This window comes from Kribbella sp. NBC_00889 (assembly GCF_045207705.1).
Lineage (GTDB): Bacteria > Actinomycetota > Actinomycetes > Propionibacteriales > Kribbellaceae > Kribbella.
Genome location: NZ_CP108783.1, coordinates 8,162,845 through 8,186,312, shown reverse-complemented (window position 1 = coordinate 8,186,312; position 23,468 = coordinate 8,162,845). Strand labels below are relative to the sequence as shown.

The 23,468-nt window shown below is 68.0% G+C and carries 21 protein-coding genes; 11 read left to right on the top strand and 10 right to left on the bottom strand.

Features of this window, described 5'->3' with window-relative positions; all coding sequences use genetic code 11:
- Nucleotides 1-116: 116 nt before the first annotated feature.
- Together OG817_RS40250 and OG817_RS40245 are read right to left on the bottom strand one after the other, a co-directional pair.
- Nucleotides 117-2,759 (bottom strand): hypothetical protein, encoded by a 2,643-nt coding sequence (locus tag OG817_RS40250; RefSeq protein WP_406050226.1) that lies wholly within the window; start codon nucleotides 2,757-2,759, stop codon nucleotides 117-119.
- Nucleotides 2,760-2,836: 77 nt separating this feature from the next.
- Nucleotides 2,837-3,079 (bottom strand): hypothetical protein, encoded by a 243-nt coding sequence (locus tag OG817_RS40245; protein WP_393384938.1) that lies wholly within the window; start codon nucleotides 3,077-3,079, stop codon nucleotides 2,837-2,839.
- A gap of 127 nt (nucleotides 3,080-3,206) precedes the next feature.
- Here OG817_RS40245 and OG817_RS40240 point away from each other — a divergent pair, with 127 nt between their 5' ends.
- Nucleotides 3,207-4,634 carry a glycoside hydrolase family 43 protein gene (locus OG817_RS40240; protein WP_406050224.1) on the top strand — a complete coding sequence of 476 codons (1,428 nt, stop codon included), beginning with the start codon at nucleotides 3,207-3,209 and terminating at the stop codon, nucleotides 4,632-4,634.
- Here the strand turns inward: OG817_RS40240 and OG817_RS40235 are convergent.
- On the bottom strand, nucleotides 4,631-5,122 hold the full coding sequence (locus OG817_RS40235) for a DinB family protein (RefSeq protein WP_406050222.1): 492 nt from the start codon (nucleotides 5,120-5,122) through the stop codon (nucleotides 4,631-4,633). The genes OG817_RS40240 and OG817_RS40235 overlap by 4 nt on opposite strands.
- A 76-nt stretch (nucleotides 5,123-5,198) precedes the next feature.
- On the opposite strand from OG817_RS40235, the gene OG817_RS40230 reads away from it, so the two are divergent.
- Nucleotides 5,199-5,846, top strand: a complete 648-nt coding sequence (locus OG817_RS40230) for an alpha/beta hydrolase (protein ID WP_406050220.1) — start codon at nucleotides 5,199-5,201, stop codon at nucleotides 5,844-5,846.
- Between the two features lie 4 nt (nucleotides 5,847-5,850).
- Here the strand turns inward: OG817_RS40230 and OG817_RS40225 are convergent, their stop codons facing one another.
- On the bottom strand, nucleotides 5,851-6,708 hold the full coding sequence (locus OG817_RS40225; protein ID WP_406050219.1) for a phosphotransferase family protein: 858 nt from the start codon (nucleotides 6,706-6,708) through the stop codon (nucleotides 5,851-5,853).
- Nucleotides 6,709-6,747: 39 nt separating this feature from the next.
- Here OG817_RS40225 and OG817_RS40220 point away from each other — a divergent pair, with 39 nt between their 5' ends.
- The 5 genes from OG817_RS40220 to OG817_RS40200 all read left to right on the top strand — a co-directional run bounded on the left by OG817_RS40220 (nucleotide 6,748) and on the right by OG817_RS40200 (nucleotide 10,449).
- Nucleotides 6,748-7,785 carry a phosphotransferase enzyme family protein gene (locus OG817_RS40220; RefSeq protein ID WP_406050218.1) on the top strand — a complete coding sequence of 346 codons (1,038 nt, stop codon included), beginning with the start codon at nucleotides 6,748-6,750 and terminating at the stop codon, nucleotides 7,783-7,785.
- Between the two features lie 110 nt (nucleotides 7,786-7,895).
- A complete protein-coding gene (locus tag OG817_RS40215) occupies nucleotides 7,896-8,222 on the top strand; it encodes a YciI family protein (protein ID WP_406050217.1) in 327 nt (108 codons plus the stop codon).
- Nucleotides 8,219-9,382, top strand: coding sequence for an RNA polymerase sigma factor (locus OG817_RS40210; protein ID WP_406050216.1), 1,164 nt, complete (start codon nucleotides 8,219-8,221; stop codon nucleotides 9,380-9,382). Before OG817_RS40215 ends, OG817_RS40210 begins: the two co-directional genes overlap by 4 nt.
- Nucleotides 9,383-9,424: 42 nt before the next feature.
- The gene (locus OG817_RS40205; protein ID WP_396392824.1) at nucleotides 9,425-9,997 is read left to right on the top strand and encodes a YceI family protein; all 573 of its coding nucleotides are present in this window, start codon (nucleotides 9,425-9,427) and stop codon (nucleotides 9,995-9,997) included.
- On the top strand, nucleotides 9,994-10,449 hold the full coding sequence (locus OG817_RS40200) for an ester cyclase (RefSeq protein ID WP_406050215.1): 456 nt from the start codon (nucleotides 9,994-9,996) through the stop codon (nucleotides 10,447-10,449). Before OG817_RS40205 ends, OG817_RS40200 begins: the two co-directional genes overlap by 4 nt.
- A 419-nt stretch (nucleotides 10,450-10,868) precedes the next feature.
- Here the strand turns inward: OG817_RS40200 and OG817_RS40195 are convergent, their stop codons facing one another.
- Genes OG817_RS40195 through OG817_RS40180 form a run of 4 tightly spaced genes read right to left on the bottom strand, consistent with a single transcriptional unit; the run spans nucleotide 10,869 to nucleotide 17,759 of the window.
- Nucleotides 10,869-14,708 (bottom strand): hypothetical protein, encoded by a 3,840-nt coding sequence (locus OG817_RS40195; protein ID WP_406050214.1) that lies wholly within the window; start codon nucleotides 14,706-14,708, stop codon nucleotides 10,869-10,871.
- A gap of 2 nt (nucleotides 14,709-14,710) precedes the next feature.
- Nucleotides 14,711-15,538 carry a carbohydrate ABC transporter permease gene (locus OG817_RS40190; protein WP_406050212.1) on the bottom strand — a complete coding sequence of 276 codons (828 nt, stop codon included), beginning with the start codon at nucleotides 15,536-15,538 and terminating at the stop codon, nucleotides 14,711-14,713.
- A complete protein-coding gene (locus OG817_RS40185) occupies nucleotides 15,535-16,476 on the bottom strand; it encodes a sugar ABC transporter permease (protein ID WP_360456404.1) in 942 nt (313 codons plus the stop codon). The genes OG817_RS40190 and OG817_RS40185 overlap by 4 nt, the downstream gene beginning before the upstream one ends.
- The gene (locus OG817_RS40180; protein WP_406050210.1) at nucleotides 16,473-17,759 is read right to left on the bottom strand and encodes an ABC transporter substrate-binding protein; all 1,287 of its coding nucleotides are present in this window, start codon (nucleotides 17,757-17,759) and stop codon (nucleotides 16,473-16,475) included. The genes OG817_RS40185 and OG817_RS40180 overlap by 4 nt, the downstream gene beginning before the upstream one ends.
- 210 nt (nucleotides 17,760-17,969) lie before the next feature.
- Between OG817_RS40180 and OG817_RS40175 the strand changes: the two genes are divergently transcribed.
- The 3 genes from OG817_RS40175 (at nucleotide 17,970) to OG817_RS40165 (ending at nucleotide 19,683) form a co-directional block, all read left to right on the top strand.
- A complete protein-coding gene (locus OG817_RS40175; RefSeq protein ID WP_406050209.1) occupies nucleotides 17,970-18,140 on the top strand; it encodes a hypothetical protein in 171 nt (56 codons plus the stop codon).
- Nucleotides 18,137-18,859 (top strand): hypothetical protein, encoded by a 723-nt coding sequence (locus OG817_RS40170; RefSeq protein WP_406050208.1) that lies wholly within the window; start codon nucleotides 18,137-18,139, stop codon nucleotides 18,857-18,859. The genes OG817_RS40175 and OG817_RS40170 overlap by 4 nt, the downstream gene beginning before the upstream one ends.
- Nucleotides 18,860-18,987: 128 nt before the next feature.
- A complete protein-coding gene (locus OG817_RS40165) occupies nucleotides 18,988-19,683 on the top strand; it encodes a hypothetical protein (protein WP_406050207.1) in 696 nt (231 codons plus the stop codon).
- Here OG817_RS40165 and OG817_RS40160 read toward each other — a convergent pair.
- The gene (locus tag OG817_RS40160; protein ID WP_406050206.1) at nucleotides 19,680-20,417 is read right to left on the bottom strand and encodes an ArsR/SmtB family transcription factor; all 738 of its coding nucleotides are present in this window, start codon (nucleotides 20,415-20,417) and stop codon (nucleotides 19,680-19,682) included. The two genes, OG817_RS40165 and OG817_RS40160, sit on opposite strands and share 4 nt — an antisense overlap.
- 65 nt (nucleotides 20,418-20,482) lie before the next feature.
- Here OG817_RS40160 and OG817_RS40155 point away from each other — a divergent pair, with 65 nt between their 5' ends.
- A complete protein-coding gene (locus tag OG817_RS40155) occupies nucleotides 20,483-21,694 on the top strand; it encodes an MFS transporter (protein WP_406050205.1) in 1,212 nt (403 codons plus the stop codon).
- A gap of 194 nt (nucleotides 21,695-21,888) precedes the next feature.
- Here OG817_RS40155 and OG817_RS40150 read toward each other — a convergent pair whose 3' ends face one another.
- Nucleotides 21,889-23,436, bottom strand: a complete 1,548-nt coding sequence (locus OG817_RS40150; protein WP_406050204.1) for a serine/threonine-protein kinase — start codon at nucleotides 23,434-23,436, stop codon at nucleotides 21,889-21,891.
- Nucleotides 23,437-23,468: the final 32 nt, after the last annotated feature.

The following is a 23,468-nucleotide window of genomic DNA, read 5'->3' as shown; positions in this document are numbered from 1 at the left end:
AGCCGGGCGGTGGTTGCCAGTCGGGTGCCGGTGGTGCCGGCCACCCCGGCGGTGAATTGAATGTTGACATGGTGAGTTCCCCCTCGGGGGTTACATCCAGTCACGGTGACGGAGTGTTACAGGTCGTCGAGGCGGTCGCGGACCCGGTGGTGGTCGGTCAGGGATTGGGTCAGGGCGTAGCCGAGCGCCCGGTAGGCCTCGAAGTCCCATTCGTCGTAGAACTGGTCGTTGGTGGTCCGCCGCGGGAAGTCGGCGTGCTCGACGGCGTACTGCTCGACGTCCCAGTCGAGCGCCCCGGCCAGGAGCGCCTTCACGAAGAAGATCTCGGTCTTGTACGGCGTCCGTTCGCCGTCCTTCACCGGGTGCGTCGCGATGCCGTAGGCCCAGGCCCGGTCGGCCCGCTGCTTCGACCCGCGGATCATCGGCGACGGGTCGATGTCGATCCGGATCCCGTGGTCCATCCGCGCGGTCGCGATCGCCTCGGCCAGCGCGGTGAACCGGTCCTCGGCGTCGTTCGACGCGTCGATCACGATCACCTGGGCCGGCTCGCGGCGCAGCGCCTCGACCAGGCCGAGGTTGTCGTAGTGGCCGCCGTCGGTGACGTAGATCCGCCGGTCGTACATCGACGGCGACCCGATCGCCTCCCGCAGCAGCCGGTACGGTCCGGGCTTGTCGATCACGCTGCCGACGTACCGCCGTACCTTCGGGACGATGCCGTGAACCTCGGGAAACGCGGGTCGCGACCCGTTGTTCCAGTACGGGTTCGGCAGCCATACGCCCAGACGCGCGTTGAGTACGGCGAGCAGCAGCCGGACCGGCCTGGTCCGCGCGTTCACGCGGCCGGTGAGCGGGCTCAGCGCGGCGCCACTGATCGCCATCGCGGCCGGGACCGTCACCTCCCGCGTCAGTACGTCGGCCTCCCGCTCGTAGTCCGCGGTCTGCCGCCGGCCGCCGTCCGGCAGCGACCGGTCCCCGACGATCCCGATCTGCTCGGGATCGAACACGAACGGCACGCAGTCGCGCTGGGTCGGTACGAAGTCCGCATCGTCGACGTTCGCCACGCCCGCGATGACCAGCTGCGGCCCGCCGTTCGGCGGCGTCGCCCAGTCGGAGAACCGCAGCCGGAGGTGGTACTCGAGCGCGACCGCGGCGCCGTTGTCCTGCCGCTTCACCAGGAACGCGCGCGACAACCGCTCCCGGTAGAAGGAGTGCAGCGAGGTCCGGTTCGCGTCGGTGAGCACCTTGATCGCGACCGCGATCGCGGCCAGGATCAGCGCGACGCTCCAGTCGGACTGGTAGGAGCTGTCGATCGCGTAACCACCGGTCCAGCGCAGCAGCACGATGATCGCGGACACCACGATGATGGCGCTGGCCAACCACGGCGCGAGCTTGGTCCGCGCGAACGCGAGCAGCCGTGCGCGCATCCCGGTCGCCGCCTTTGCATCGACCGCGAGCCCGTTCCACACCGCCTTGCCGAGCCCGATCAGGACGAGGACCAACGCAGTGAACGACGCCACACCTTGTTTGGTGGGGTCGACCAACGCCAGCAGGGCGGACGGCAGGCTCGAGTCGCCGGGGAGTTTCCCCAGCAGATAAAGGCCTCCCGGTACGCCGAGTAGTAGTACGGCGACCGGGACGCCGTACCAGAGGGTGACGTTGCCGATTGTGGTCAGCACCCGCCGGATCACGTCGGGCATCCTGGCCCAGCGGTCCCAGACCTTCTCCACCACGAACATCGCGGCGCTGATCGCGAGCAGGGCGACCGAGAGCCCGATGAAGTGCCAGGAGCCGTGCGGGCGCAGGTCGACGTGGATCTCGGTATATCCGGCCACGACCACTTGCTGGTCGGCCAGGAACCAGCCGAGCACCCAGGCGATCGCGCGCAGCGTGATCCCGATCAGCAGCAGGTTGACGACGAGTCCGAACAGCACCGACAGCGCGGCCCGGAACATCGCGCGACCGCCCTGCAGGAGATAGCGGGTCTGCCGGCGCAGCCGGGCGAGCTCGGGCGAGCTCGGCGAGAAGGGATCGGTGCAGAACTTGCGGAGGATGTGGAACGCGGCCGCCATGTAGCCGCCACCGCTGACCCCGATCACGGTCGACGCCTTGTCGTACAACCCCTTCTCCCGCAGGAGTTGCAGCGCGCCGAGGCAGAACGACGCCGACCGGATGCCGCCGCCCGAGCAGGTGATCACGAGCCGGCCCGCATCCTTGCTTTCCTCCTTGATCGCCTTGAACGTCACCGGTGGTTCGAGCTGGACGCCGTACAGCTTCCGTTGCCCGAAGCGACTGGTCGCGAAGTAGCAGACGGCGAGGACGAGCGCCCCGGCCAGGCCCACCGCCCGCATCAGCCAGGTGAGCCAGCCCGTCGACAGATCCACGCAGGGGCTCGTCGGACCGAACTCGGTCCACAGCCGGATGTCCTCGACGACGTCCAGCGCCGCCGCACCGAAGACGAGCCACGAACCGATGGCCGCGATCTGCTTCCAGGACTGGCGATCGAGGAACTTGACGTACGTGTAGGCCTGGAACGCCGCGTAGGCGTAGGCCATGACGAACGTCGCATCGACCAGCAACGACAGCCGGGCCGGGACCTCACAGCCGAGCGCCGAGCCGGCCGCGTCGTGGACGGCGTCGCGCATCGGCCACTGGACCACGGCGAGCACGACCGCCAGTTGCAGGGTTCCGGTGAAGGTCCGGCGCCGGCCGACCTGCTCGATCGTGGCGTCGCCTTTGGTGCCTGCCGATTCCCCGAGCATCGCCCCATGATGCCGTGCCGTCACCCGCCCGGCCAGAGCTGCGGCCGGGTAGTCGCCGAGCCTTTTGACCTCATGCCCTAGGCGGCTGCTGTTCGGGACCGGGTCTCGCTGATGCGGCGCGGGAGCGTGCCTGCGGCAACCGCTTGGTCGAGGACCGCGAGCTGGGCGCACGCGGCCGTGATCGCATCCGCCTGAGTGCGGCAGCCGTCGGCGTACCAGAACGGGTCGTCCGGCTGCCGGTCGTCGGCGTCGTCGATGTCGGCGTACCAGCAGTCGCGGCCCTGACATCGGTAGTGCACGACCCGAACCTTCAGCTTCATGCCGGGTCCGACGCCCGCCCCGAGCGGCCGGTTCCGGTGGGTGGTATTCGATCCTGGTGGGAAGGGTTTACAACGTTGGTAAAGGCGGCATAGAACTACCGACAGGTCCACTTGGAAGAGGTGTGACATGCGGTTCCTCCGCCCCGTCCTCTGCACCATGCTCGCCGTCGTGCTGACCGGCGGCCTGGCCACCACCGCTCCAGCCGCCGAACGACAGGAGAGCGTGGTGGCGTCACAGAACTTCCGGAATCCGGTGAACCCGTCGGCGGATCCGTCGCTGATGTTCTACAACGGCAAGTACTACGTCGCGACCACGCGCGGCGACCGGATCGGGATCTGGTCGTCACCGAGCCTGGCGACGCTGCTCGTCCAGCCGGAGCAGGTGGTGTGGCGGGACACCGACACCAGCCGCAACACGCAGATGTGGGCGCCGGCGTTCCGGCATGTCGGCGGGCGCTGGTACATCTACTACACCGCGTCCGACGGGGTCGACACGAACCACCGGATGTACGTGCTCGAGTCCACCGGTGACGATCCGCTCGGGCCGTACAACTTCAAGGCGAAGATCGCGGACTTCGGCGAGTACGCGATCGACGGCGAGCCGATCACGGTGAACGGGCAGCAGTACTTCGTCTGGACCGGGCCCGGCCGCGGGCAGGGTGGGCCGGCGCAGCTCTACATCGTCCGGATGAGCAACCCGTGGACGTCCACCGGCGCGCGGGTGGCGATCCCGGCCGACGGCGGGTGCAGCGAGGTGCGAGAGGGGCCGACTCCGCTGTACGGCGCCGCGCGGACCTTCCTCACGTACTCGACCTGCGACACCGGCAAGCCGGACTACCAACTGTGGATGAAGAGCATCGCGAACGGCGCCGACCCGATGGTCGCGTCGAACTGGGTGCAGCACGCCGGGCCGATCTTCTCCCGCAACGACCAGACCGGGGTCTGGGGTCCGGGTCATCACTCGTTCTTCACGTCGCCCGACGGTACGCAGGACTGGATTGCGTACCACGGTAAGAACACCAGCACCTACACGTATTCCTTCCGGACCACGCGCGTACAGAAGATCAGCTGGAACGCCGACGGCACGCCGAACCTCGGGCAACCGCTGGCTGCTGGTGCGACTCAGACCTTGCTGTCGGGTGATCCGGGCTCGTCGAACTACTGGATCAACGACTTCGACACCGGGACCGGGCTCAACCAGGTCGAGTACGCCGGTAACTGGAACTCTGGCTCCGGGTGCGGCAACCAATGCTTCTGGGGAAACGACCATTGGAGCGGCGAACGGGACGCGTCCGCCACCATCCGCTTCACCGGCACCAAAGCCGCCCTCCTCAGCGTCGTCGACACCGGCAACGGGATCGCCGGCATCTCCGTCGATGGAGGTCCGGAACAACGGATCGACTACTACAGCTCGATCCGCGTCGGCGAACAACTCATCCACACCACGCCGACCCTCCCGGCCGGCCCGCACACCCTGAAGGTCCGGGTCACCGGCGACAAGAACCCAGCCTCCGGCAGCACCGTCATCAGCCTCGACCGCATCGAGGTGTACTAGTAGCCGGTGGTGCCGTCGATCAGTTCTCGGAGGGCGTCCAGATGGCCCAGGTGGCGGGCGGTTTCTTCGAGGAGATGGGTGATGATCCAGCGCAAAGAGACGAGATCCAGGCCTTCGGGCGCCCAGGCTTCCAGCTCGTCGAACTCGTGACCGGCGACGATCTCGCGGGACCGGGCGCACTGCTCGTCGTACTCGTCCAGCAGTTCATCGAGTGAGGCGTCGGGCGATTGCGGGAGCTCGAGAGGGTCTTGGACAGCCAACTCACGCGCACCCAGGAAGCTGGTCTCGAACCAGGACAGCTCCGCCCAGCGCAGGTGCGCGACCAGCGTCGTCACAGTCATCCGGGGCGACGACGGCAGTACGGCGAGTCGAGCCTGCTCGTCCGTCAGGTCGGCGCACTTCAGCCTGACCGTGGCACGCTGCACATCCAGCCAGCCGGTCAGCATCGTGCGTTCGTCAGCCGCGGCGGGCGGGAATCGGCGAGTCACCGGGTCAGCGTAGCCACGCTGTGATCTCTCCCAGGACTAGGTTGGTTGAGAGCCGCTACCAACCAGGAGGCGCATGATGCCGGAAGAGTTCGTCACCGAGACGTTCGAGTACGACGGTGGTCGGCAGGTCACGGCGTACGTCCCATCCGAAACGCCCCAGGCGGTCGTGTACGCCGGCGACGGTCAGCTGATCTCGCAGTGGGGCGCGTTCCTCAACGAGGCGGCCGACGTACCGCCGACGATGATCGTCGCCGCGCACCGCCTGGACGACGAGATGGAGCGGCTCTACGAGTACTCACCGGGTTTCGACGCGCAACGGTTCGCGGCTCACGAGGCGTTCTTCGTCGAGGACCTCCGCGACTGGGCGAAGTCACGCTTCGGCGTCGCCCTGCCCGCCGAACGTACGGCGGTCTTCGGTGTCTCGGCCAGCGGCGAACTGGCACTCGCCATCGGACTTCGCCATCCCGACATCTACGGCGCGATCTTCAGCGCGTCGCCCGGCGGGGGCTACAAGCCGCCCGGCGACATGCAGACCTCACTGCCACGCACCTACCTCGTCGCGGGCACGGACGAGCCGTTCTTCCAGGAGAACGCGGCCCGCTGGGCGGACGCGCTGCGCGATGCAAAGGCCGATGTCGTCATGACCGAGCGGGCCGGAGGGCACGGTGACCCGTTCTGGCGGGACGAGTTCCCACTGATGGCAGCCTGGGCGTTCGGACAGTGAGGCCTTAACGCCCCAACCGGATCACTGCGTCCTGGAGGAATGCGTCGCGGCGGTGCGTCGGGGCTCCGTCCAGCTCGGTGGGGGTGTTGAGGGCGGCCACGGCGTCCCAGTAGGCAACGTCGTTGGCCTTGGTGCCGGTTGCGCGTTGCCAGCCGTCGAGGACGTGATCGGGCGCATCCGGTCCGAACGTGATCGCGACCTGTTTGCGGAGCTCGCACAGGTCGACGCCCGGTGAGCCGACACCTGCGGTCTTCCAGTCGATGAGTGCCGCGACCTCATCACCGGACCAAATCAGGTTGCCGGGCCAGACGTCGCCGTGGAGAAACACGTTCTCCTCTGGCGGGCTGTCGATCGCCGTGACCAGTTCGTCGGCCGCCTTCAGAAGCGGTGTCGTCGGCATCCGGCCACAGCGGCGGTCACCGGCGAAGTCGTCCACGGCAATCGGCCGCGGGCGGAACGGCAGGTCGTCGCTTGGAGGCATCTCGAAGGTGTGCACGCGAGCGAGCGCGGCACCGGCGGCACGCAGCCGTTCAACGGACGGAGTCGGCCATGCTGTCGTACCTGGGACGAGGGTCTCGAGCGTCGTCGGTGCGTCGCCCTGGAGGTCGGCGCCAACAAGGCGCGGCGCAGGGAGCCGATGTCGTTCGGCCACCTCCAGTGCGGCGGCAGCGGTGGCAACCATCGCGGCGTCGATCCGCGGAGTCGGTGCCCGCAGTACGAAGCCCGCCGTACGACCGCGGTGGTCGATGCTCAGCCGCCACGGCCCCTGGCCATCGTGGAGAGCCCGTACGTCGACGATCCTGGCACCTGAGCCGACCGCTGCGGCCGCCCAGTCCAGCATGCGCATGTCACTTTCCCTCATGCCGGAGTCTACCGTCGGCCGCGTGAGAGAGTGGAGCTCATGCGCGAGCCGTCAAGACTCACGGGCGAGCAGATGGTGGCCGACACGTTGATCGTTGCCTATGGCATGCAGCCGGCCCAGATCACCAGGATCGCCGCTGGGACGGCGACGTTGAATTTCCACATCACCGATCACGAGGGTGATCAGTGGTTCGCCAAGGTCTACCGCGACCGCGCGGTCCTGCAGAACGAACGGGCTGCGGTGGAACTGGCCGAGGTCGCCCGAGCCGGGGGCGTGCCGGTGCCGGGCGTACGTCGTACCCGCACCGGCGAACTGATCGAGGACGCGGGTCCGTTGCCGATGTCCCTCTGGGAGTACGTCGCCGATGCCGAGACCGCCGAAGGCGGCCTCACCGGCGGGCGGTGGCAGGCGGTCGGCGCCGTACTCGGCCGGCTTCACCGCCGCCTCGCCGAGCACCCGGCGGCCGTGCCCACGGTGCGCCCCGCGGCTGGGCTGAAGGACGCGGATCGGTCCCGGGCGCGGTTCGACTGGCTGATCACGGAGTACAGCCGACGCGGAACACTCAGCCCGTTCGAGGAGTGGGCGTTGGATGCCGCCAAGCAGCGGCGGGGACTACTGCACAAGGTCGATGCGATCCTGGCGCGCCTGCCCAAGCTCACCGAGCAGGTCGTCCACGGCGATCTCGCCTCGCCGAACCTGATGCTGCGCGGCGACGACGTAGCAGCCGTGATCGACTTCATGCCGCCGACTCCCCGCTACGTCTCCTGGGAGATCGCCCGCATCGGCTGCGACCCCCGGACCATCCTCCTCGGCGACCAATGGATCACCGGCCTGCCCGACCTCCTCGCGGCCTACCGAGACGAACACCCTGCCGCCCGTGCGGACGACCTGACCTCCACAGTCGCCGTCGGCTGCGCCTACACCCTCGCCTCGACCTACCCGCTGGCCGAACCCCTGGACGACCCAACCGCAGTCACCCCCTCCCTGAAGACCTACGCCCAAGCCCGCCACCAAGCAGCCCTAACCCTCCTGTCCCACCTCACCGACACCCAAGACCTCCTCCACGACCAGACCTAGCCGAAACCCGGTGGCAACCCGGCCGGTCCACTGCCAGGCGCAGTAGGTCGTGTCGCATTTCTGGGCGTTCGTTCGTCAGGGGGGTGAGAGACGACTGTCTGGAGGTTGTGATGCAGTACGCCCTGATTGTTTACAACGAGGCTGAGTACGACGCGGCGCCGCCGGACGAGGTGCATGCGGAATACTCCGAGCTGGCCCATGAGTCCCGCTTCGTCGACATGGCGCAGTTGGCGCCGGCAGCGACGGCGACGAGTGTGCGGGTGGCCGGTGGGCGGACGCTCACGACCGACGGCCCGTTCGCGGACACCAAGGAGGTGCTCGGCGGATTCTGCGTGATCGAGGCGGCCAACCTGGACGACGCGATCGAGCTCGCGGCCCGGATCCCCGCCGCCCGGCTCGGCGGTGGCGTGGAGATCAGGCCGGTGGTACGCCGTTGAGCACGCTCGAGGACGTGTTCCGCGAGCAGTGGAGCCGGGTACTGGCCTCGCTGGTCGGCTTCCTCGGTGACTTCGACAAGGCCGAGGAGGCCGTCCAGGAGGCGTTCGTCATCGCGGCGCACCGCTGGCCGACGGAAGGTACGCCGTCCAGCCCGGCGGCATGGCTGACGACCACGGCGCGCAACCGCGCGATCGACCGGATCCGCCGGGAACGCACCCTGGCCGAGAAGATCCACCGGCTACCAGTACCCGAGGCAGTCATGGACGAGTTCGACGACACCGTGATCAAGGACGAACGGCTCGAGCTGATCTTCACCTGCTGCCATCCGGCTCTTCCGCTCGACGGTCAGGTGGCGCTCACGTTGCGTGCCCTCGGCGGCCTGCAGACCGCCGAGATCGCCCGGGCGTTCCTGGTCTCCGAGGAGACCATGAAGCGCCGCCTGACCCGCGCGAAGAACAAGATCAAGGCGGCAGGCATCCCGTTCGCGGTCCCCGCCGCACACCTGCTGCCGGACCGCCTCGATGCTGTGCTGGCCGTCATCTACCTGATCTACAACGAGGGCTACAGCGGTCGCGTCGACCTCGGCGCCGAGGCCATCAGCCTGGGGCAGGTGCTCACCGCGCTGATGCCGGATGAGCCAGAGGCGCACGGGCTGCTCGCGCTGATGACGATCCACCACGCCCGGCGCCGAGCCCGCTTCTCCGGTGAGGATCTCGTACTGCTCGACGACCAGGACCGCTCACTCTGGGACAGGCCTCAACTCGCAGCGGGCCGCGCCCTGCTCGACCGGGCGATCGCGTTGGGCGGCCGCGGTCCGTACGTCGTACAGGCCGCGATCGCATCCCTCCAGACGCGGGAGCAGATCGACTGGCCCCAGGTCGCCGAGTTGTATCGGCGCCTGGTCGAACTCACCAGTTCCCTGGTGGTCGAGCTGAACTACGCCGTTGCGGTCGCGCAGGCCGGTGACCCCGCCAAGGCGCTGCGCACGGTCGACCGCCTCGAGTTGGACGGCTACCTCTACTTTCACTCGACCCGCGGCGAGTTGCTTCGGCGTCTCCACCGCGACGCCGAGGCCAAAGCGTCGTACCGGCGCGCGCTCGATCTGGCCACCACGACACCGGAACGACGGTTCCTGGCCCGGCAGCTCGAACGACTCTGATCCGAGCTGTCCCCAGGGCGATCGTTCGTTCGTCACCTGGGTATGAGCGACCAACTTTCCAACCTTGCCCACGAACTGATCCCGGGGTACCTGCCCGGCACCTGGACAGCCGACCCGGCACATTCCGAGATCGCCTTCTCCGCCCGCCACCTGATGGTCACCAAGGTCCGCGGCCGGTTCACGACGTACGACGTCACGATCGTCACCGGCGAGGATCCGCGGGACTCGTCGGTCACCGCGACGATCGACCTCGCGTCCCTGGAGACCGGCTACGAACCGCGGGACAACCACCTCCGGACCGCGGACTACCTCGAGGTCGAGAAGTACCCGACGATGACGTACCGCTCCACCGGCGTCCGTCCATCCGACGACGGCTGGATCATCGACGGTGAGCTGACGGTGCACGACGTCACCCGTCCCGTACCGCTCGCCGTGGAGGTGAACGGGTTCACCGCGGACCCGTTCGGCGGACAGCGGGCCGGCTTCTCGGCGACCACGCAGATCAACCGGCGCGACTTCGGCATGACCAACACCATCCCGATGGACGGCGGCGGCGTCGTGGTCGGCGACAAGGTGTCGATCACCCTCGAGATCCAGGCAGTCCTGCAGAAATGACCATCCAGGAGAACCCCATGTCAGCAACCACGGAAACCACCAAGGCAATCTTCGCCCGTCTGCACGAAGCGATGAACAGCGCCGATCCCGACTTCGTCGCGAAGACCATCGACGAACTCTTCGACCCGGACGTCGAGCTCGGCACTCCCCTGCCGATCGAAACCACCGGCGTCGAGGCAGTGAAGCACGTCTGGTCCCTGCTCCTGCACGCCTTCCCCGACCTCGACGTTCACGTCGAGGACGTGATCGCAGAAGGCGACAAACTCGTCTGCCGCAATACCGTCACCGGGACTCACGAGGGCGAGTTCATGGGCATCGCCCCCACCGGAAAACGCATCACCTACAAGGAAATCATGATCATCCGCGTCACCGGCGGCCGAATCTCCAAAACCTGGGGCGTAGTAGACACCCTTTCCCAACTACGCCAACTGGGCGCCATCCCCACCCCCTGACCAGGCGGCCCGCAAGCCGCGGCTCGCCGCCCGGCTTGCGGGCCCTAGTGTCCTGAATCATGCGTCCTGCTGTGAATCCCGCCGGGAGCGGCCGACCCGCCGAGGCTGTCGATCAGTTCGCTTCCCCAGATGCGTTGCTGGCCCGAAACGTGACCGCCGTTGTCGCACGAGTGAACGGCACGCCCGCGTCCTGCGCGATGGTCATCCACAACGGAAACACCGCAGGCATCTACTGGGTAGCAACCACCACCCGCAACCGAGGCCTAGGCACCCTCGTCACCACCGCAGTCGCCCGCCTGGCTTCGAGTACGGCACCAAAGCCGTCGTACTCCAAGCCACCGACTCAGGCACCCCCGTCTACCGCCGAATAGGCTTCACCCCTTCACCACCTACCGACGCTTCCTCATCCCAGCTCCGGTCTAGCTCGTGCTGAGGGTTATTGGGCCGTGGAGTCCGGAGGTTTTTTGGGTGGGGAAGATGAAGTGGGTGGGGCTGGTGGCGTTCAGGTGGGGGGCGAGTGTGTTGAAGACTTCGATGGTGAGTGTGTGGGGGCCGGCGGGGGTGGCGGGCAGGTTGTAGGTGTAGGGGGTGCAGAAGCGGGTGCCTACGGAGACGCCGTCGAGGAGGACCTCGGCGGTGCCGCGGACACGGCCTAGGTCGAGCTGGAGATCGCGGGTTTCGGGGATGTGCAGTTCGCGGGTGTAGCGGACTCCGCCGGAGTACTCCGACAGGCCCTGGTCTTCCCAGTTGCCGAGGGACATGCGGCCAGGTCCGACGTGGGCTCGGATGGGTCCGGCGAGGGCGGCGCCGGCTTCGAAGCCGGGTTGGGTGAGGACAGTGAGCCAGCCGACGCGGGATCCGGCAGGTACAACGACGTCCAGGTGATCGGAGCTTGCAGGTACGGCGACGTCCAGGTGGCCGATGCCGGTGGGGTCGGCGGCGGACGACTGGCCGGTGGGGTCGGCGGCGGACGGTTGGCCGGTGGTGGCGAGTTCGGTGCCGTCGACCATGAGAACTGCTTCGCCGACCACGTCGAGCTCGAGCCGGGTCGTACCTGGTGGGAGGTCGAAGCGCAGGTGTTCGATGCGCTCCGAAGCCGACCGCGGTACGGCGAACGTCACGGCCACGACCGCGGACGACTCGAGAGCAGCCGTCGGGGTGCCGTCGAGCCAGGAGGCGGCGGGCAACGGGTGCGGTCGGCGGGTCAGGTAGAGGTCGGCCAAGGCACGGTGTTGCGGCCGGCGCCGGACGGTTGGTACGACGGCATCCGCGACCTCAGCCTTCCAATCGTGGTCGCTGATGGCCAGGCCGTCGACGAGGATCGGGGTCGGCTGAGTGACCTCGACGGCGATCGTATTGGCCCCCGGGTGCAGCGCCGACGAAGCGTCGTACCGGCGGACTCGCGGCGTTGTGCGTTCGTACGGCATGAACCCGCCCTGCCGCCCGACCTCCGCACCATTGACGAAGAGCTTCGCTGAACCCCATGCGGTCAGGGTCAGCTCGGAGCACTCTCCCGGTACGACGGTTGTGGTGTAGCGGATCGCGGTGCCGGGTTCCGGCGGCTCGGCGACAGCGATCCAATCAGGGCGGCGGTACGACGTGATGTCGCGGACGAAGGCGACATTCGCGCGGAGGTGGAGATCCACCTCGGGAGTCAACCTGAGCTCGAGGTGATGTGGACCGGCGGCGAGGCTGACGGCGCCCGACGCGAAGTGACCGCCGAAGTCGGTGATCGGTACGAGACTGCCGTCGATCAGGAGTTCCTTGGCCGCGGCGGCGCCGACGACGATCGTGGTCTCGAGGGCATCCACCGCGAACGTGGCGGTGAAGGTCACGGTGTCGCCCGCGGACACGGTGCCGAAGTCGAGGAAGTCCTCGGGGACGTGGCCTTTCGGACCGAGCGCGTGATGGTGGATCGGGTCCTTGTGGATGCCGAGCCTCTCGGAGTACTCGATCGGCCGGCCGTCGATCAGGCCGTGCGGCCCGAACGTCGCGTGGGCCGGGCGCCAGTCGTCGGAGCCCTCGACACGGTGCTCGAGTGCCCACCGCTCGACCACGGAACCCGAGGACGGCGAGGCCGGCCAGGCGAAGTCGCCCCACCTGTTGTCGAGCGTCGGGATCAGCGCCACGTCCCAATCGCCCTCCAAGGTCTCCACCTCCCGCACCACCGGGACCGCGAGAGACGCCGATGGGTTGCCTGAGGCAAACACCAGCAGGGCCGCGGGACCGGCGTCGAATGGTACGACGACCTCGGTCAGGTCGCCGACAGTCTTGTAGGCAAGGGCTCGAGGCTCACCACCAAACGGACCCACAAGCAGCGGCGGTCCCGGTACGTCGCGAACCTGTACGACGACCTCGCTGCGATAGCGTCCGGGATCGAAGGTGTAGCCGACACTGGCCCATTCATGACTGATCCCGCGCCCGACCGGCGGTCCCGCGATCTCCGTCGCACTCCATTCCGTCGGCGTGACGAACACGACCACCGAGCCGTCGACCTCGCGGGCCAGCACCGGTACGTCGGCCTCGACCCGTCGCTGCAACCTCCCAAGCTCCTCGGGGACCTCGGCGGCCGTGGAGACGAGTACGACGCCCTCCGGCAAGCCGGGCGGAACGGTGCCGACAGCAACCACCAACCCACCGGCAAGGACGAACTCGGAGAGTCGTCCCGCCACCTCGCCCTCGAGCACAGTTGCCGCAGGCAACACCACTGCAGCATAGGACTCGTCGGCAACGCACAACCGCGGATGGGCAGCGCCGCGTACCTCTGCGCCTGCCAACGATTCGTCGTCGATCACGTCGGCGTCGATCCGCGCCCGGTCGAGCACGCCGGGCACCGGCGAGAACCAGGTGGCGTCACCGATCAGCTCGCGATAGGTCTCCTGCGCGCGCAGAGCAGCTGGCCCAGGGCCGCTCAACGAGGTGTCGGATTGAGCGGTTGTCGTGGGGAAGAGCACAGCGACGTCGCACACATGCCGCCCCAGCGACAGCGCGGCGCACAACCGCGTCACCGCATCGGCGAAAGCCTTGTGATGGCGCCAGTACGGCTGGCGCCAATCCGTTGCCGGCGGCGCCCACTCCCACCACCCGGCGCGCGTCGTGTAGTAGACGGCGTGCGGGTTGTAGAGCGTCGCCCCGGTCCGCAACCACGGCAGCAACCAGTCGAACGTCTCCTCCAGCGTTCCGCCCCACCCGGTGGAGTGGAACGCCTCGATCCACGTCCGCGGCCGGTCGTACAGATGCGCCAACGACGAGTGGATTCGCGCATCCCCGTGATGATCGGACCCCGGCGCACTGAACCACCGGTGCGTCCGCGCATAGTCGGCGTACAACTCCACGCCCTCGACCGGACGCCCGGCCCGCGCCGGATCCTGCTGATCGCACCCGACGATCAGCCCGTGCTTCTCGTGCCACTCGTGCAGCGGCCGGAAGAACGCCGCCTCCGCGAGCGTAGACCGCAGCGCGTGGTAGTCCCGCCGTACGCGAGCACCATCCGGTACGTCGAGATCCCACACAGCGGCCAGATGGTCGCGAACGTCGTACCCGTAGCGCGCGACGAACCGTTCGGCGAAGTCGGCAGACCAGGTCGGCACGGATGGCAGTTCGTCCTGGAACGAGCCCACGACCACCTGGCCGAGGCGATCTCCCAACCGTCGTTCGAATTCCCCGTGCACCTGGTCGAGCAACGCGGCACACGCGGCAGAACTGAGGTAGTCGAATCCGTGATCCGTCTCGTAGAACAAGGACAGGCGTGACTCGGAAGAAGCCTCGCACTCGACAACGCCATCGACGACCGGCACAGACTCCGAGCCGAGCACAGCTGCCAGAACGCGGCCCCCGGCGGGGCAACGGAGTACCAACCGACCAGTGCCAGTCACGGTCAGCCGGTGCAGACGGCGACCCGCGAAGGCAGCCTGCCGAGCGACCAGTCGCGCCTGGATGTCCGCGCCGGAGAAGCCCAGCTGGTCATAGAACCACAACGACACCCCGAGCTCCGAAGCGTCGTCGCAGACGCCGAGGAAGATCTCCCACCACCGCTCGGAGAAGAACGGCGGGTCGTCGGCGTCGCAGCCGTGGTCGGTCCCGGCCGGCGCCAGGTTCATGACGACGAGCTGGTACACGCCGCCTTCGACGAACCGCTCCAGCTGCCAGCGCAGCCGCGCCGGGTCGAGCGGTTCACCGCTCCACCACCACAGCGGCGCAGGTGAGAAGGCCCTGGGCGGATCGGTGAGGATCGACGCCAGGCGCTCGGGGAGAGCCACAGTTATCCCTTCAGGCCACTGGAGAAGCCACGAATGACGTACCGCTGGAGAATCAGGAAGACGACCAGGATCGGCAGCGCCGCGAGAGCGAGACCGGCCGCGACGAGCCCGTAGTCGGAGGTGTATTCGTTGACGAAGGCAAAGACCCGGACAGGTACGGTCTCCCGGCCCGAGCCGCCCAGATACAGCAGCGGGGTGAAGAAGTCGTTCCAGATGTGTACGGCGTTCAGGATCAGCACGGTCCCGGTGATCGGCCGAAGCAGCGGGAAGATCACATGCGCGAACGCCTGCAGGTGCGAGGCCCCGTCGATCAACGCCGCGTTGGTGTAGTCGGCCGGCAGCGAGCGGATGAACCCGGTGTACAGGAACACCGTGAACGGCAACTGGATGCCCGTGTAGAACAGGATCATGCCCTGGTACGTTCCGAGCAGACCCATGTCGTTGACCAGCTGATACAGCGGGATCATCCCGAGCTGGAACGGCAGGATGATGCCGACCAGAAACAGGATGTAGAGGCTGTAGCTGAGCCGCGTGACGGTCCGGGCCAGGAAGTACGCCGCCAGCGACCCGAGAACGATCAGCACGATCACACTGGCAACGGTGATCAACGTGCTGTGCAGCAACGCCGATCCGAGCGATGCGGACTGCCATGCCTCACCGAAACTGCCGACGGACGGCGGCGAAGGCAGTGACAACGGCTTGTTCGCGATCTGCTGCGGATCCTTGAACGCCAGCGTCACCAGCGCGTAGACAGGGAACAGGAACGCGATCGCAACCGCGACCATGATGATCTCGAGCACGAACGTGCGGGGACGATAGCCGGTCCTCATGCCGCCGTCTCCCTCGATCGCAGGTACCCGATCTGGATGAACGACACCGCCGCGACGAAGATCGCCAGGACCAACGCGACGGCCGTGCTGTAGCCGAACTTCCCGTACACGAAGGCCTGCTTGTACAGAACGGTCGACAACGTGTCCGTCGCGTACCCAGGCCCGCCGTTCGTCATCGCGATGATCTGGGTGAACAACGTCAGCCCACCCACCGTCGACAGCATCACGTTGATCGTCACCGCCGGCGCGAGCAGCGGCCAGGTGATGTGCCGGAACCGCGCGACCGTGCCGGCACCATCCACCATCGCAGACTCGTGCAACTCCTGCGGTACGCCTTCCAGCCCGGCCAGGAAGATGACCATCGAGTACCCCGCGCATTGCCAGATCACCGTGAACGCGACCGACCAGATCGCGAGCGACGGGTTCCCGAGCCAGTCCTGCCGGAGGGCACCGAGCCCGATCGCGTTCAGGGCCGCGTTGAGGCCCGCGTCCGGCGCCGGGTTGTAGACGTACTTCCACAGGAACGACACCATCACCGGGCTGACCACGACCGGCGCGAAGAAGATCACCCGCAACGCCATCCGGCTCTTGATGTTCGTGTGTACGCCGAGGGCGAGCAGCAGGCCGATCCCGTTCTGTACGACGACGATCGCGATGGTCAGCAACAACGTGTTCCGCAACGCCCCCAGCGCCTGGTCGTCGTGTACCAACTGCTTGAAGTTGTCCACGCCCACGAACGACCGTGCCTCGCCGACGCCGGACCAGTCGGTGAACGCCGATCCCGCGCCGACGATGCTCGGGTAGAGCATCACCAGCGCGTAGACGACCAGGGCCGGCGCTGCGAACAACCACGGCGGCGCGACCCCGCCGCCCCGCCGCCGCGGTGGTTTCGAGGCCTCCCGTCGTACCGGCGCGACCGGCGGAGCGGTGACGGTCATGCGGTCTTCCGGTAGGCCTCGTCCATCTTCTTCAGCGCGCCCTGGACCGTTGTCTTGCCGCCGAGGAGTTCCTGGACGACGGCGAAGTGGGTCGGCTGGACCTCGGCGTTCGGCCAGCGCTGGTCCATGAACGGCACGGCCTTGTTGTCCTTCAGGTACGGCAGGAACGACGTCAGCACCGGGTCGACCTTCGCGTCGCCGTCGGAGTACAGCGGAACGCAGGCGACCGCCTGGGACCAGGCGCTCACGACCTCCGGCTGCCCGCAGTACTCGATGAACTTCTTCGCCTGCTCGGCCTTCTTGCTCTTCGCGCTGACCGCGATGCCGACCACGATGCCGCCCGGGATCCAGTTGTCGGCCGCGACGTCGGTGGCCGGGAACGGGAACATGCCGAGGTCGTCCGGCGACGGCGACGCGTCCCGGAACGCCTGCAGCACCGCGGACACCTGCACGGCCATCGCGGCTTTGCCGGTGCCGACCATCGAGGTGGCCTGCTCGTACGTCGTCCCGTTCGGGTTGTCGTTGAAGAAGCCCTTCTTCTGCAGCTCCAGGTACTTGTCCATCGCGTCGGCCCAGCCGGAGTCGCCGAACGACGCGTTGCCGGCGATCATCTTGTCGTCGAAGTCCGGGTTCTTCGCGTAGACCGTGCCGGGCACCAGCGCGTAGTCGATCAGCTGAGTGACCCACGGGGTCTGCGCGCCGAGTGCGATCGGGACGATGCCCTTCTTCTTCAGCTTGTCGCAGACGGTCAGCAGCTCCGACCAGGTCGTGGGCGGCTCGACGCCGGCGGCGGCGAACGCCTTCTTGTTGTAGATCGCGCCGAGCACGCTGGTGCCGGGCGAGAAGATGAACGTCTTGCCGTCCTGCTGGAAGGCGCCCTTGAAGCCGTCCGGGATCTTCTGCGTCCAGGACTGGGCGCTGAGGTCGGTGAGCAGGTTCGCCTTGCTGAGCTGGACCATCGACATCGCGCTGCCGTTGCCCGGGTAGACCGCGTGCATGTCGGGCGCGTTGCCGGCCGCGAGCTGGGCCCGGAGCGCGGTCTGCAACTGGTCGGCGGGCGAGAACGAGAGGTTGAAGTCGAAGTCGGCGTTCGCCTTCTTGTAGTCGTCGAGCGCCTTGCGCAGGCCGGCCTCCTGGCTGCCGGCGCCGATCACCTTCAGCTGCCCGCCGGACGACGACGAGCCGCCGCCGTTGCCTCCGCAGGCCGCCAGTGTCCCGACCGCGGCGGCGCCTCCCATCAGCTGCAGGACACGCCGCCGGCTGACGGTCTTATCGAGTGCCATGAGTTCCTCCTGAGCGAGGCGAGAGCCGCCTCCGAAATACCGCTGTGGGATGTGAAATAATCGCGCATTCGTGTTACTTTTTTCACGCGGGACGCTACGGTCGCCTCGGAGGGGTGTCAAGGCCTCGTTGAAAGGATTCAGTCCGAGCCGGCGGGGAAACCGGATCACACGTTTTGGGTCCCTGCCCGGGTCGCCTGAGAAGATGAGGATGTGTCCGCGACCGCCTGCGCCCGACCGGTCAGCCCGCCGTACGCTCCGCGGCTGCCCGGACGCTGCAGCCTGCCCTCGAGCCGATCCCCCGGCAGCCTGCGGGTCCCGCCGTACGACGCCCTCCTCGACGCCACCGAGCAGGCGCGGAACCGAGGATCGGTGGGCCGGTGAAACGTCCGATTCTGGTCATCGTTCTGCTGCTGATCACAGTCCTCGGGGCGGCCGGCGGCTACTTCGCCGGCGATCGCTGGGACATCCCGGCGGCGACGGCCTCCGGTGATGCGGCACCGCTCGGTCAGGTGACACCGGCCGGGCCGACCCCGTCCCAGACACCGTCCGATCCCCCGTTGCCGGTCAAGACTCCGGTGCCGAACACGATCCCGCCGCTCGAGACCGATCTGAGCTTCCGGCGGCGTACGTTCACGGTCTCACCGAAGGACTATCAGGCGGTGCAGATGGCGATCGACGTACCGGACGGCTGGCACTTCAAGACGGACCCGAAGCGTCCGGCCGAGGTCAAGTACCTCGATCCGCGCAACGAGCGGGGCGTCCGCGTGGAGGCGAGCCGCCCGCCGATCTCCACGAAGGACGCGCTGGACGGCCTCATCATCGACCTGAAGAAGAGCCTGCCGCCGCAGGACGACCTGCGGATCCAGTCCCAGACCACCGAGCAGATCGTGGGCGACGACGACCAGACGCGGACGGTCTCGACGCTGGTCTACACCTACATCCCGACCGACACCCTGCGCTACGTGATCGTCCGCTGGGTCTCGACCAACGGTGACGACCTGGCCAACGTCGAGATGAGCATCACCGGCCTGCCCGACGACTCGGCCGCGCTGGAGGAGGTCCTGCTCCGAGCCACCCAGTCGGTTCGCGAGACCGGCTGAGCCGGTGCCATCGGAGGTCTGCTGCCAGGACGGGCAGCTTTTTCATGGAATCGTTACCGGGATGCCGCAACCTTGCGGCGGGCTGAAGTGTCATTGAAGTAGAGCTTCAAGTGGGAGGTGAGGCAGGCGTGGCTCGTCGGGGGACTGTTGGCGCCCTGCTGGGATCCGGGCTCGTGGTGATCACGGCACTCGGAGGCGCGGGCGGATACGGGGTCGGACTGCTGATCGGCGAGGCGCAGCCCGCGGTGGCGTCCGGCGCGGCGGCTCCGCTGGGGACTTCGGTGACACCCATGGCGCCGATGCGCACACCCAAGCCCGACGACAGGCCTGCGTTGCAGGCGGACGACCTCAGCTACAGGACCCGGTCGTTCACCGCGGAGCTCGTGGTCAAGTCCCACGTCAGCGCCAAGGTGCCGTACAACTGGCGGATCACCCAGCCAGATCCACCCAACTACGCCCGGTTCACCGATCCGACCTCGAAGCGCTGGATCCGGATCGAGGCGGGCTTCACCATCAGCCGTCCCCCGGCGGCGTCGATGGCCGCGCGGATCAAGGACCTCAATGCCCTGGACAAGAACCAGTTGCTGAAGATCGTTTCCCAGCAGGTGGACGACGACCAGGCCACGCTCGCCTACACGTATCTTCCGCCGGAGTCGCAGTCATCCGAAGGGGTGATGCGGTACGTCATCGTCCGCTGGGTCGCCGACGACAGCGGCCTCTGTGCGATCGAGATGAGCTCGACCGGTCTCCCGCAGGACAAGGACGCGTTGCTGGACGTTCTCGACCACGCGTCGAAGAGCGTCGTACGCCGGGACACGCCCTAACCGAGTAGGTCGCGCAGAGCGTGCCGACCGGCATCCGTGAGGTCGACTGCTCGTTGGCGAGGCCTTCGGCGTACCCAGTCTTTTTCCAGCGTCGCGTTGGCGACCATCGCACCGAGGCGGCCAGCCAGGTGATGCCGTTGCTCACTCCAGTCGACGCAGAACCTCAGCAACCGCCGGCCGGATGCCTTCTCCGACAGGTCGACACCCAGCTCGCCGAAGACCTCGGCAGCCGCAGGACCCAACGCGTACGGCCCATCCGGGAGCTGCTGCGCCAGCGGGTCCTCCGGCCGGCGGTCCGTGCCGGTTCTGCCATCGGTCCGCACCAGTGCCTCACGTCGTACCAAGCCTTCCAGCAGAGCAACGCCTAACCGACCGGCCAGGTGGTCGTAGCAGGTGCGCGCCTCGCGGAGTGCCGCGGCGCGAGTGCTCTGCCGGAGCGAGTTGATCGGCTGCGGCTTGGCTATGCGTGCCACGGCTTCCACCGCCGCGGCCACCTCGGGACCGGCGAGCCGGTAGTACCTGTGCCGCCCGGAGCGCTCCATCTCCAGCAGACCGCCGTCCAGCAGCTTGTGGAGGTGTGAGCTGACCGTCTGCGGTGACACACCGGCCTCTGTCGCGAGCAGGGACGCGGGGAGCGCTCGGCCGTCCGCCAGCGCCATCAGCACCTTCGCGCGGGCCGGCTCAGCCAGCAGTGCGGCCGCGCGGGCCACATCAGCATCCCCGGTGAACTCCATGCCTCCATGCTCACACCGTCACACTTCGACGCAACCCGAAGTGATTCGGTGCGAGGTTGGAACACATGCTCCTCGCCCTCCTCTGCGTCGGCATCTTCCTGGTCCAACTCGACGTGACCGTGGTCAACGTGGCGCTTCCGGACATCCGGATCGACCTCGGTACGACGCTCGCCGGGCAGCAGTGGGTCGTCGACGGCTACATGATCGCGCTCGCCGCGCTGCTCCTCATCTGCGGTGCACTGGGCGACCGGATCGGCCACCGGCGCGTGGTGCTTGCAGGCCTCGCGGTGTTCGGTCTGGCCTCGCTGGGCTGTGGTGTGGCGCCGAACATCGAGCTACTCGTGGCAGCGCGCGCAGTACAAGGCATCGGCGCCGCGCTGCTCCTCCCCGGCACGCTGGCCGTCATCACCGACCTGTACGTCGACCGTGCGGCAAGGGCACGTGCGGTCGGCATCTGGGCCGGCGCCGGAGCACTCTCGCTCCCGTCCGGTCCGCTGCTGGGCGGTGCGCTGGTCAGTGGCCTCGGATGGCGGGCCGTCTTCCTGATCAACCTCCCGATCATCGCCGTCGGCCTACCACTGGCCTTCCGCCTGATCCCTCACCATCAATCGGCCAGGCAGGGAACGCGGAGCCCGCTCCGCATCGGCAAGGACTTCGTCGGCGCGAATGTCACCGCCGGCCTGATGAATCTGGTCGGTCTCGGCACGATCCTCGTACTGACGCTGTATCTGCAGGAACACCTTGGCCACAACGCGTTCCGGGCCGGTCTCGAGCTCATCCCCTTGTTCCTGCCGCTCGCCGTACTCGCTCCGCTGTCCGGCCGCATTACCGCCCGCTACGGACCCCGCCTGCCCATGACCATCGGCCTGGTGCTCGGGGCAGCCGGATCGGCCTGTCTGCTTATGGTCCACGGCGGCTACCGCGAACTCGTCCCCGTCGAACTCGGCCTCGGCATCGGCATGGGCTTCCTCACCGCCGCCGTCGTCAGCGCCGCGGTCGCCTCACTGCCGGCCGATCGCGCCGGATTCGCCAGCGGCGTCAACAACACCTGCAGGCAGGCATTCGGTGCCGTCGGCATCATTCTGTACGGCGCAATCGTCGGCAGACCCGCCGGCATGATCACCAGCCTCCACACCCTCGCCTACCTCGGCACCACCCTCTGGCTGCTGGGCCTCGCCATCACCTGGCTGACCGTACATCCCCACGCAGAAACGGCATCAGCCGACCGAGCGTCTCGGCCGGAGCTTCCCCGGACACCGGTGCGTCGAACTTCGTGAAACCGTCGAACACGCTGTACGCCGTACCCGAAGTCCGGTCAGTCAATCGGCCAGATGGCTCGGAAGACGGTGGAACGGAGGCGGTGGAAACTGCGGCGGATGGACTGGATCAGGGCAGGCGACGGCCGCAGCCGATCGAACGCGAAACGCAACACCAGGGACTTCCTCGGGACCGAGCAGGACAGAAGCGCTCGTCAGCCGGTGAACGACACCGAGTGGGCGATCTCGAGGGCCTGGTCGCGGCCATCGGCCGGCACCAGGACCTGAACGAGCATCGAGCCGGTGGTCCCCGTGTCCACGACTCGCTGCAGGAGCATACTGCTGCCCTCGCCGCAGCCGGTGGAGAACCGCTCGGTCACCGCGGAACCGTTGACCGTCGAGGTCGTGATCTCCTCGTCGGCGACGCAGCCGAACGACTTGCCGCTGCCGACCGACAGGCGCGTGACCTGCGCGTCGGTCATGCCGATGAAGACCCCGGGCGACCTCGTCGACCAGCTCGGGTCCTGGCTGACCCGGAGCGCCGGATAGGAGTTGGTAGTGCCCGGCGGCTGCCAGTCCGCGTCGGCGACCGACTTGGCCCAGCCCTTCGGCATCTCCAGGTTGACCCAGCTGTAGGACAGCGGCACGACCTCGCGCGCGGACAGGTAGCGCTGCGCTCCGAAGCCGACCCCACCGCCCACGATCAGTGCCAGAACGGCAGCGAGCACCCATCGACCTCGGCGCCGCCTTCGTTTCGGAGCAGCCGCAGGCTCTGTGGCGGGCTCGACCGATGCGACCGCGGGCGCCGTCTCCTCGGGCTCTTCGGGCGCCGGCTTGACGATCGTGGGCTGGTTGGCGTCGCTGAGGGCGGTCGTCTCGCTGTCGTCCGCCGGGCTGTCGACCACGGAGGTGTCGCGGATGCCGTACGACGCGGGGACGAACCCGTGGGTCGTCTCGTCCAGGCCCCCGACGAGCTCACGGGTGAAGGACTGCACATCCGGCCAGCGCTTCTCTGGGTCCGGGTCCAGAGCGCGCACGATCGCGGCGTCGACCTGCTCCGGCAGCTCGAACCCGAGTGAGCTGGGCGGTGGCGGCGCCGCGACCCGGCCGGCCGCACCCAGGCCGTCGAGCTGGTGGGGTGATCGCCCGGTCAGAGCGGCGTACGCGACGGCGCCGAGGGAGTACTGGTCGGCGCGCTGGTCCAGCCGTTCACCCATCGCCTGCTCCGGGGCGACGTACGACGGGGTGCCGCCGGGCATTGTGATCCGTGACACCTCGTCCAGCGACTTGCCGAGGCCCAGGTCGGACAGGACGGCCCGCTCGCCTTCGTCCGTGCTGCGGAACAGCACGTTCGCGGGTTTCACGTCGCGGTGGAGCAGGCCGCGTCGGTGCAGCGCCTGCAGGCCGCGGCCGACCTGGACGACGACGTCTACCGCCTCGGCCAGCGGCAGCGGTGCCTTCTTCAGGCGGTCGGCCAGGGTGCCGCGATCGGCGTAGGTGAGGACGAGGAACGGGCGGCCGTCGTCGAGCTCGCCGACGTCGTGCACCTGGACCACGTGCTCGGACTCGACCCGGCGCAGGAACCGGCCCTCCTCGAGGAACCGGCGCCGGACCGAGTCGTCGTGGCCCCAGTTGTCCGCGAGCACCTTGATCGCGACCTCGGCATCCAGTTGCTCATCGTGAGCAAGCCATACCGTAGCGAAACCGCCCGAGCCCAGGCGTCGGCGCACGACGTAGCGGCCAAGTCTGGTCGGGACCCCCATACAAGGCATTATGGATCACTGGGAGTCCCCTG

Coding starts and splice junctions, on each gene's coding strand:
- OG817_RS40190 (WP_406050212.1), bottom strand. CDS start 15,538: ATGAGGACCGGCTATCGTCCCCGCACGTTCGTGCTCGAGATCATCATG.
- OG817_RS40160 (WP_406050206.1), bottom strand. CDS start 20,417: ATGGAGTTCACCGGGGATGCTGATGTGGCCCGCGCGGCCGCACTGCTG.
- OG817_RS40180 (WP_406050210.1), bottom strand. CDS start 17,759: ATGGCACTCGATAAGACCGTCAGCCGGCGGCGTGTCCTGCAGCTGATG.
- OG817_RS40230 (WP_406050220.1), top strand. CDS start 5,199: ATGCCGGAAGAGTTCGTCACCGAGACGTTCGAGTACGACGGTGGTCGG.
- OG817_RS40150 (WP_406050204.1), bottom strand. CDS start 23,436: ATGGGGGTCCCGACCAGACTTGGCCGCTACGTCGTGCGCCGACGCCTG.
- OG817_RS40240 (WP_406050224.1), top strand. CDS start 3,207: ATGCGGTTCCTCCGCCCCGTCCTCTGCACCATGCTCGCCGTCGTGCTG.
- OG817_RS40250 (WP_406050226.1), bottom strand. CDS start 2,759: ATGCTCGGGGAATCGGCAGGCACCAAAGGCGACGCCACGATCGAGCAG.
- OG817_RS40155 (WP_406050205.1), top strand. CDS start 20,483: ATGCTCCTCGCCCTCCTCTGCGTCGGCATCTTCCTGGTCCAACTCGAC.
- OG817_RS40225 (WP_406050219.1), bottom strand. CDS start 6,708: ATGAGGGAAAGTGACATGCGCATGCTGGACTGGGCGGCCGCAGCGGTC.
- OG817_RS40245 (WP_393384938.1), bottom strand. CDS start 3,079: ATGAAGCTGAAGGTTCGGGTCGTGCACTACCGATGTCAGGGCCGCGAC.
- OG817_RS40215 (WP_406050217.1), top strand. CDS start 7,896: ATGCAGTACGCCCTGATTGTTTACAACGAGGCTGAGTACGACGCGGCG.
- OG817_RS40205 (WP_396392824.1), top strand. CDS start 9,425: ATGAGCGACCAACTTTCCAACCTTGCCCACGAACTGATCCCGGGGTAC.
- OG817_RS40185 (WP_360456404.1), bottom strand. CDS start 16,476: ATGACCGTCACCGCTCCGCCGGTCGCGCCGGTACGACGGGAGGCCTCG.
- OG817_RS40200 (WP_406050215.1), top strand. CDS start 9,994: ATGACCATCCAGGAGAACCCCATGTCAGCAACCACGGAAACCACCAAG.
- OG817_RS40220 (WP_406050218.1), top strand. CDS start 6,748: ATGCGCGAGCCGTCAAGACTCACGGGCGAGCAGATGGTGGCCGACACG.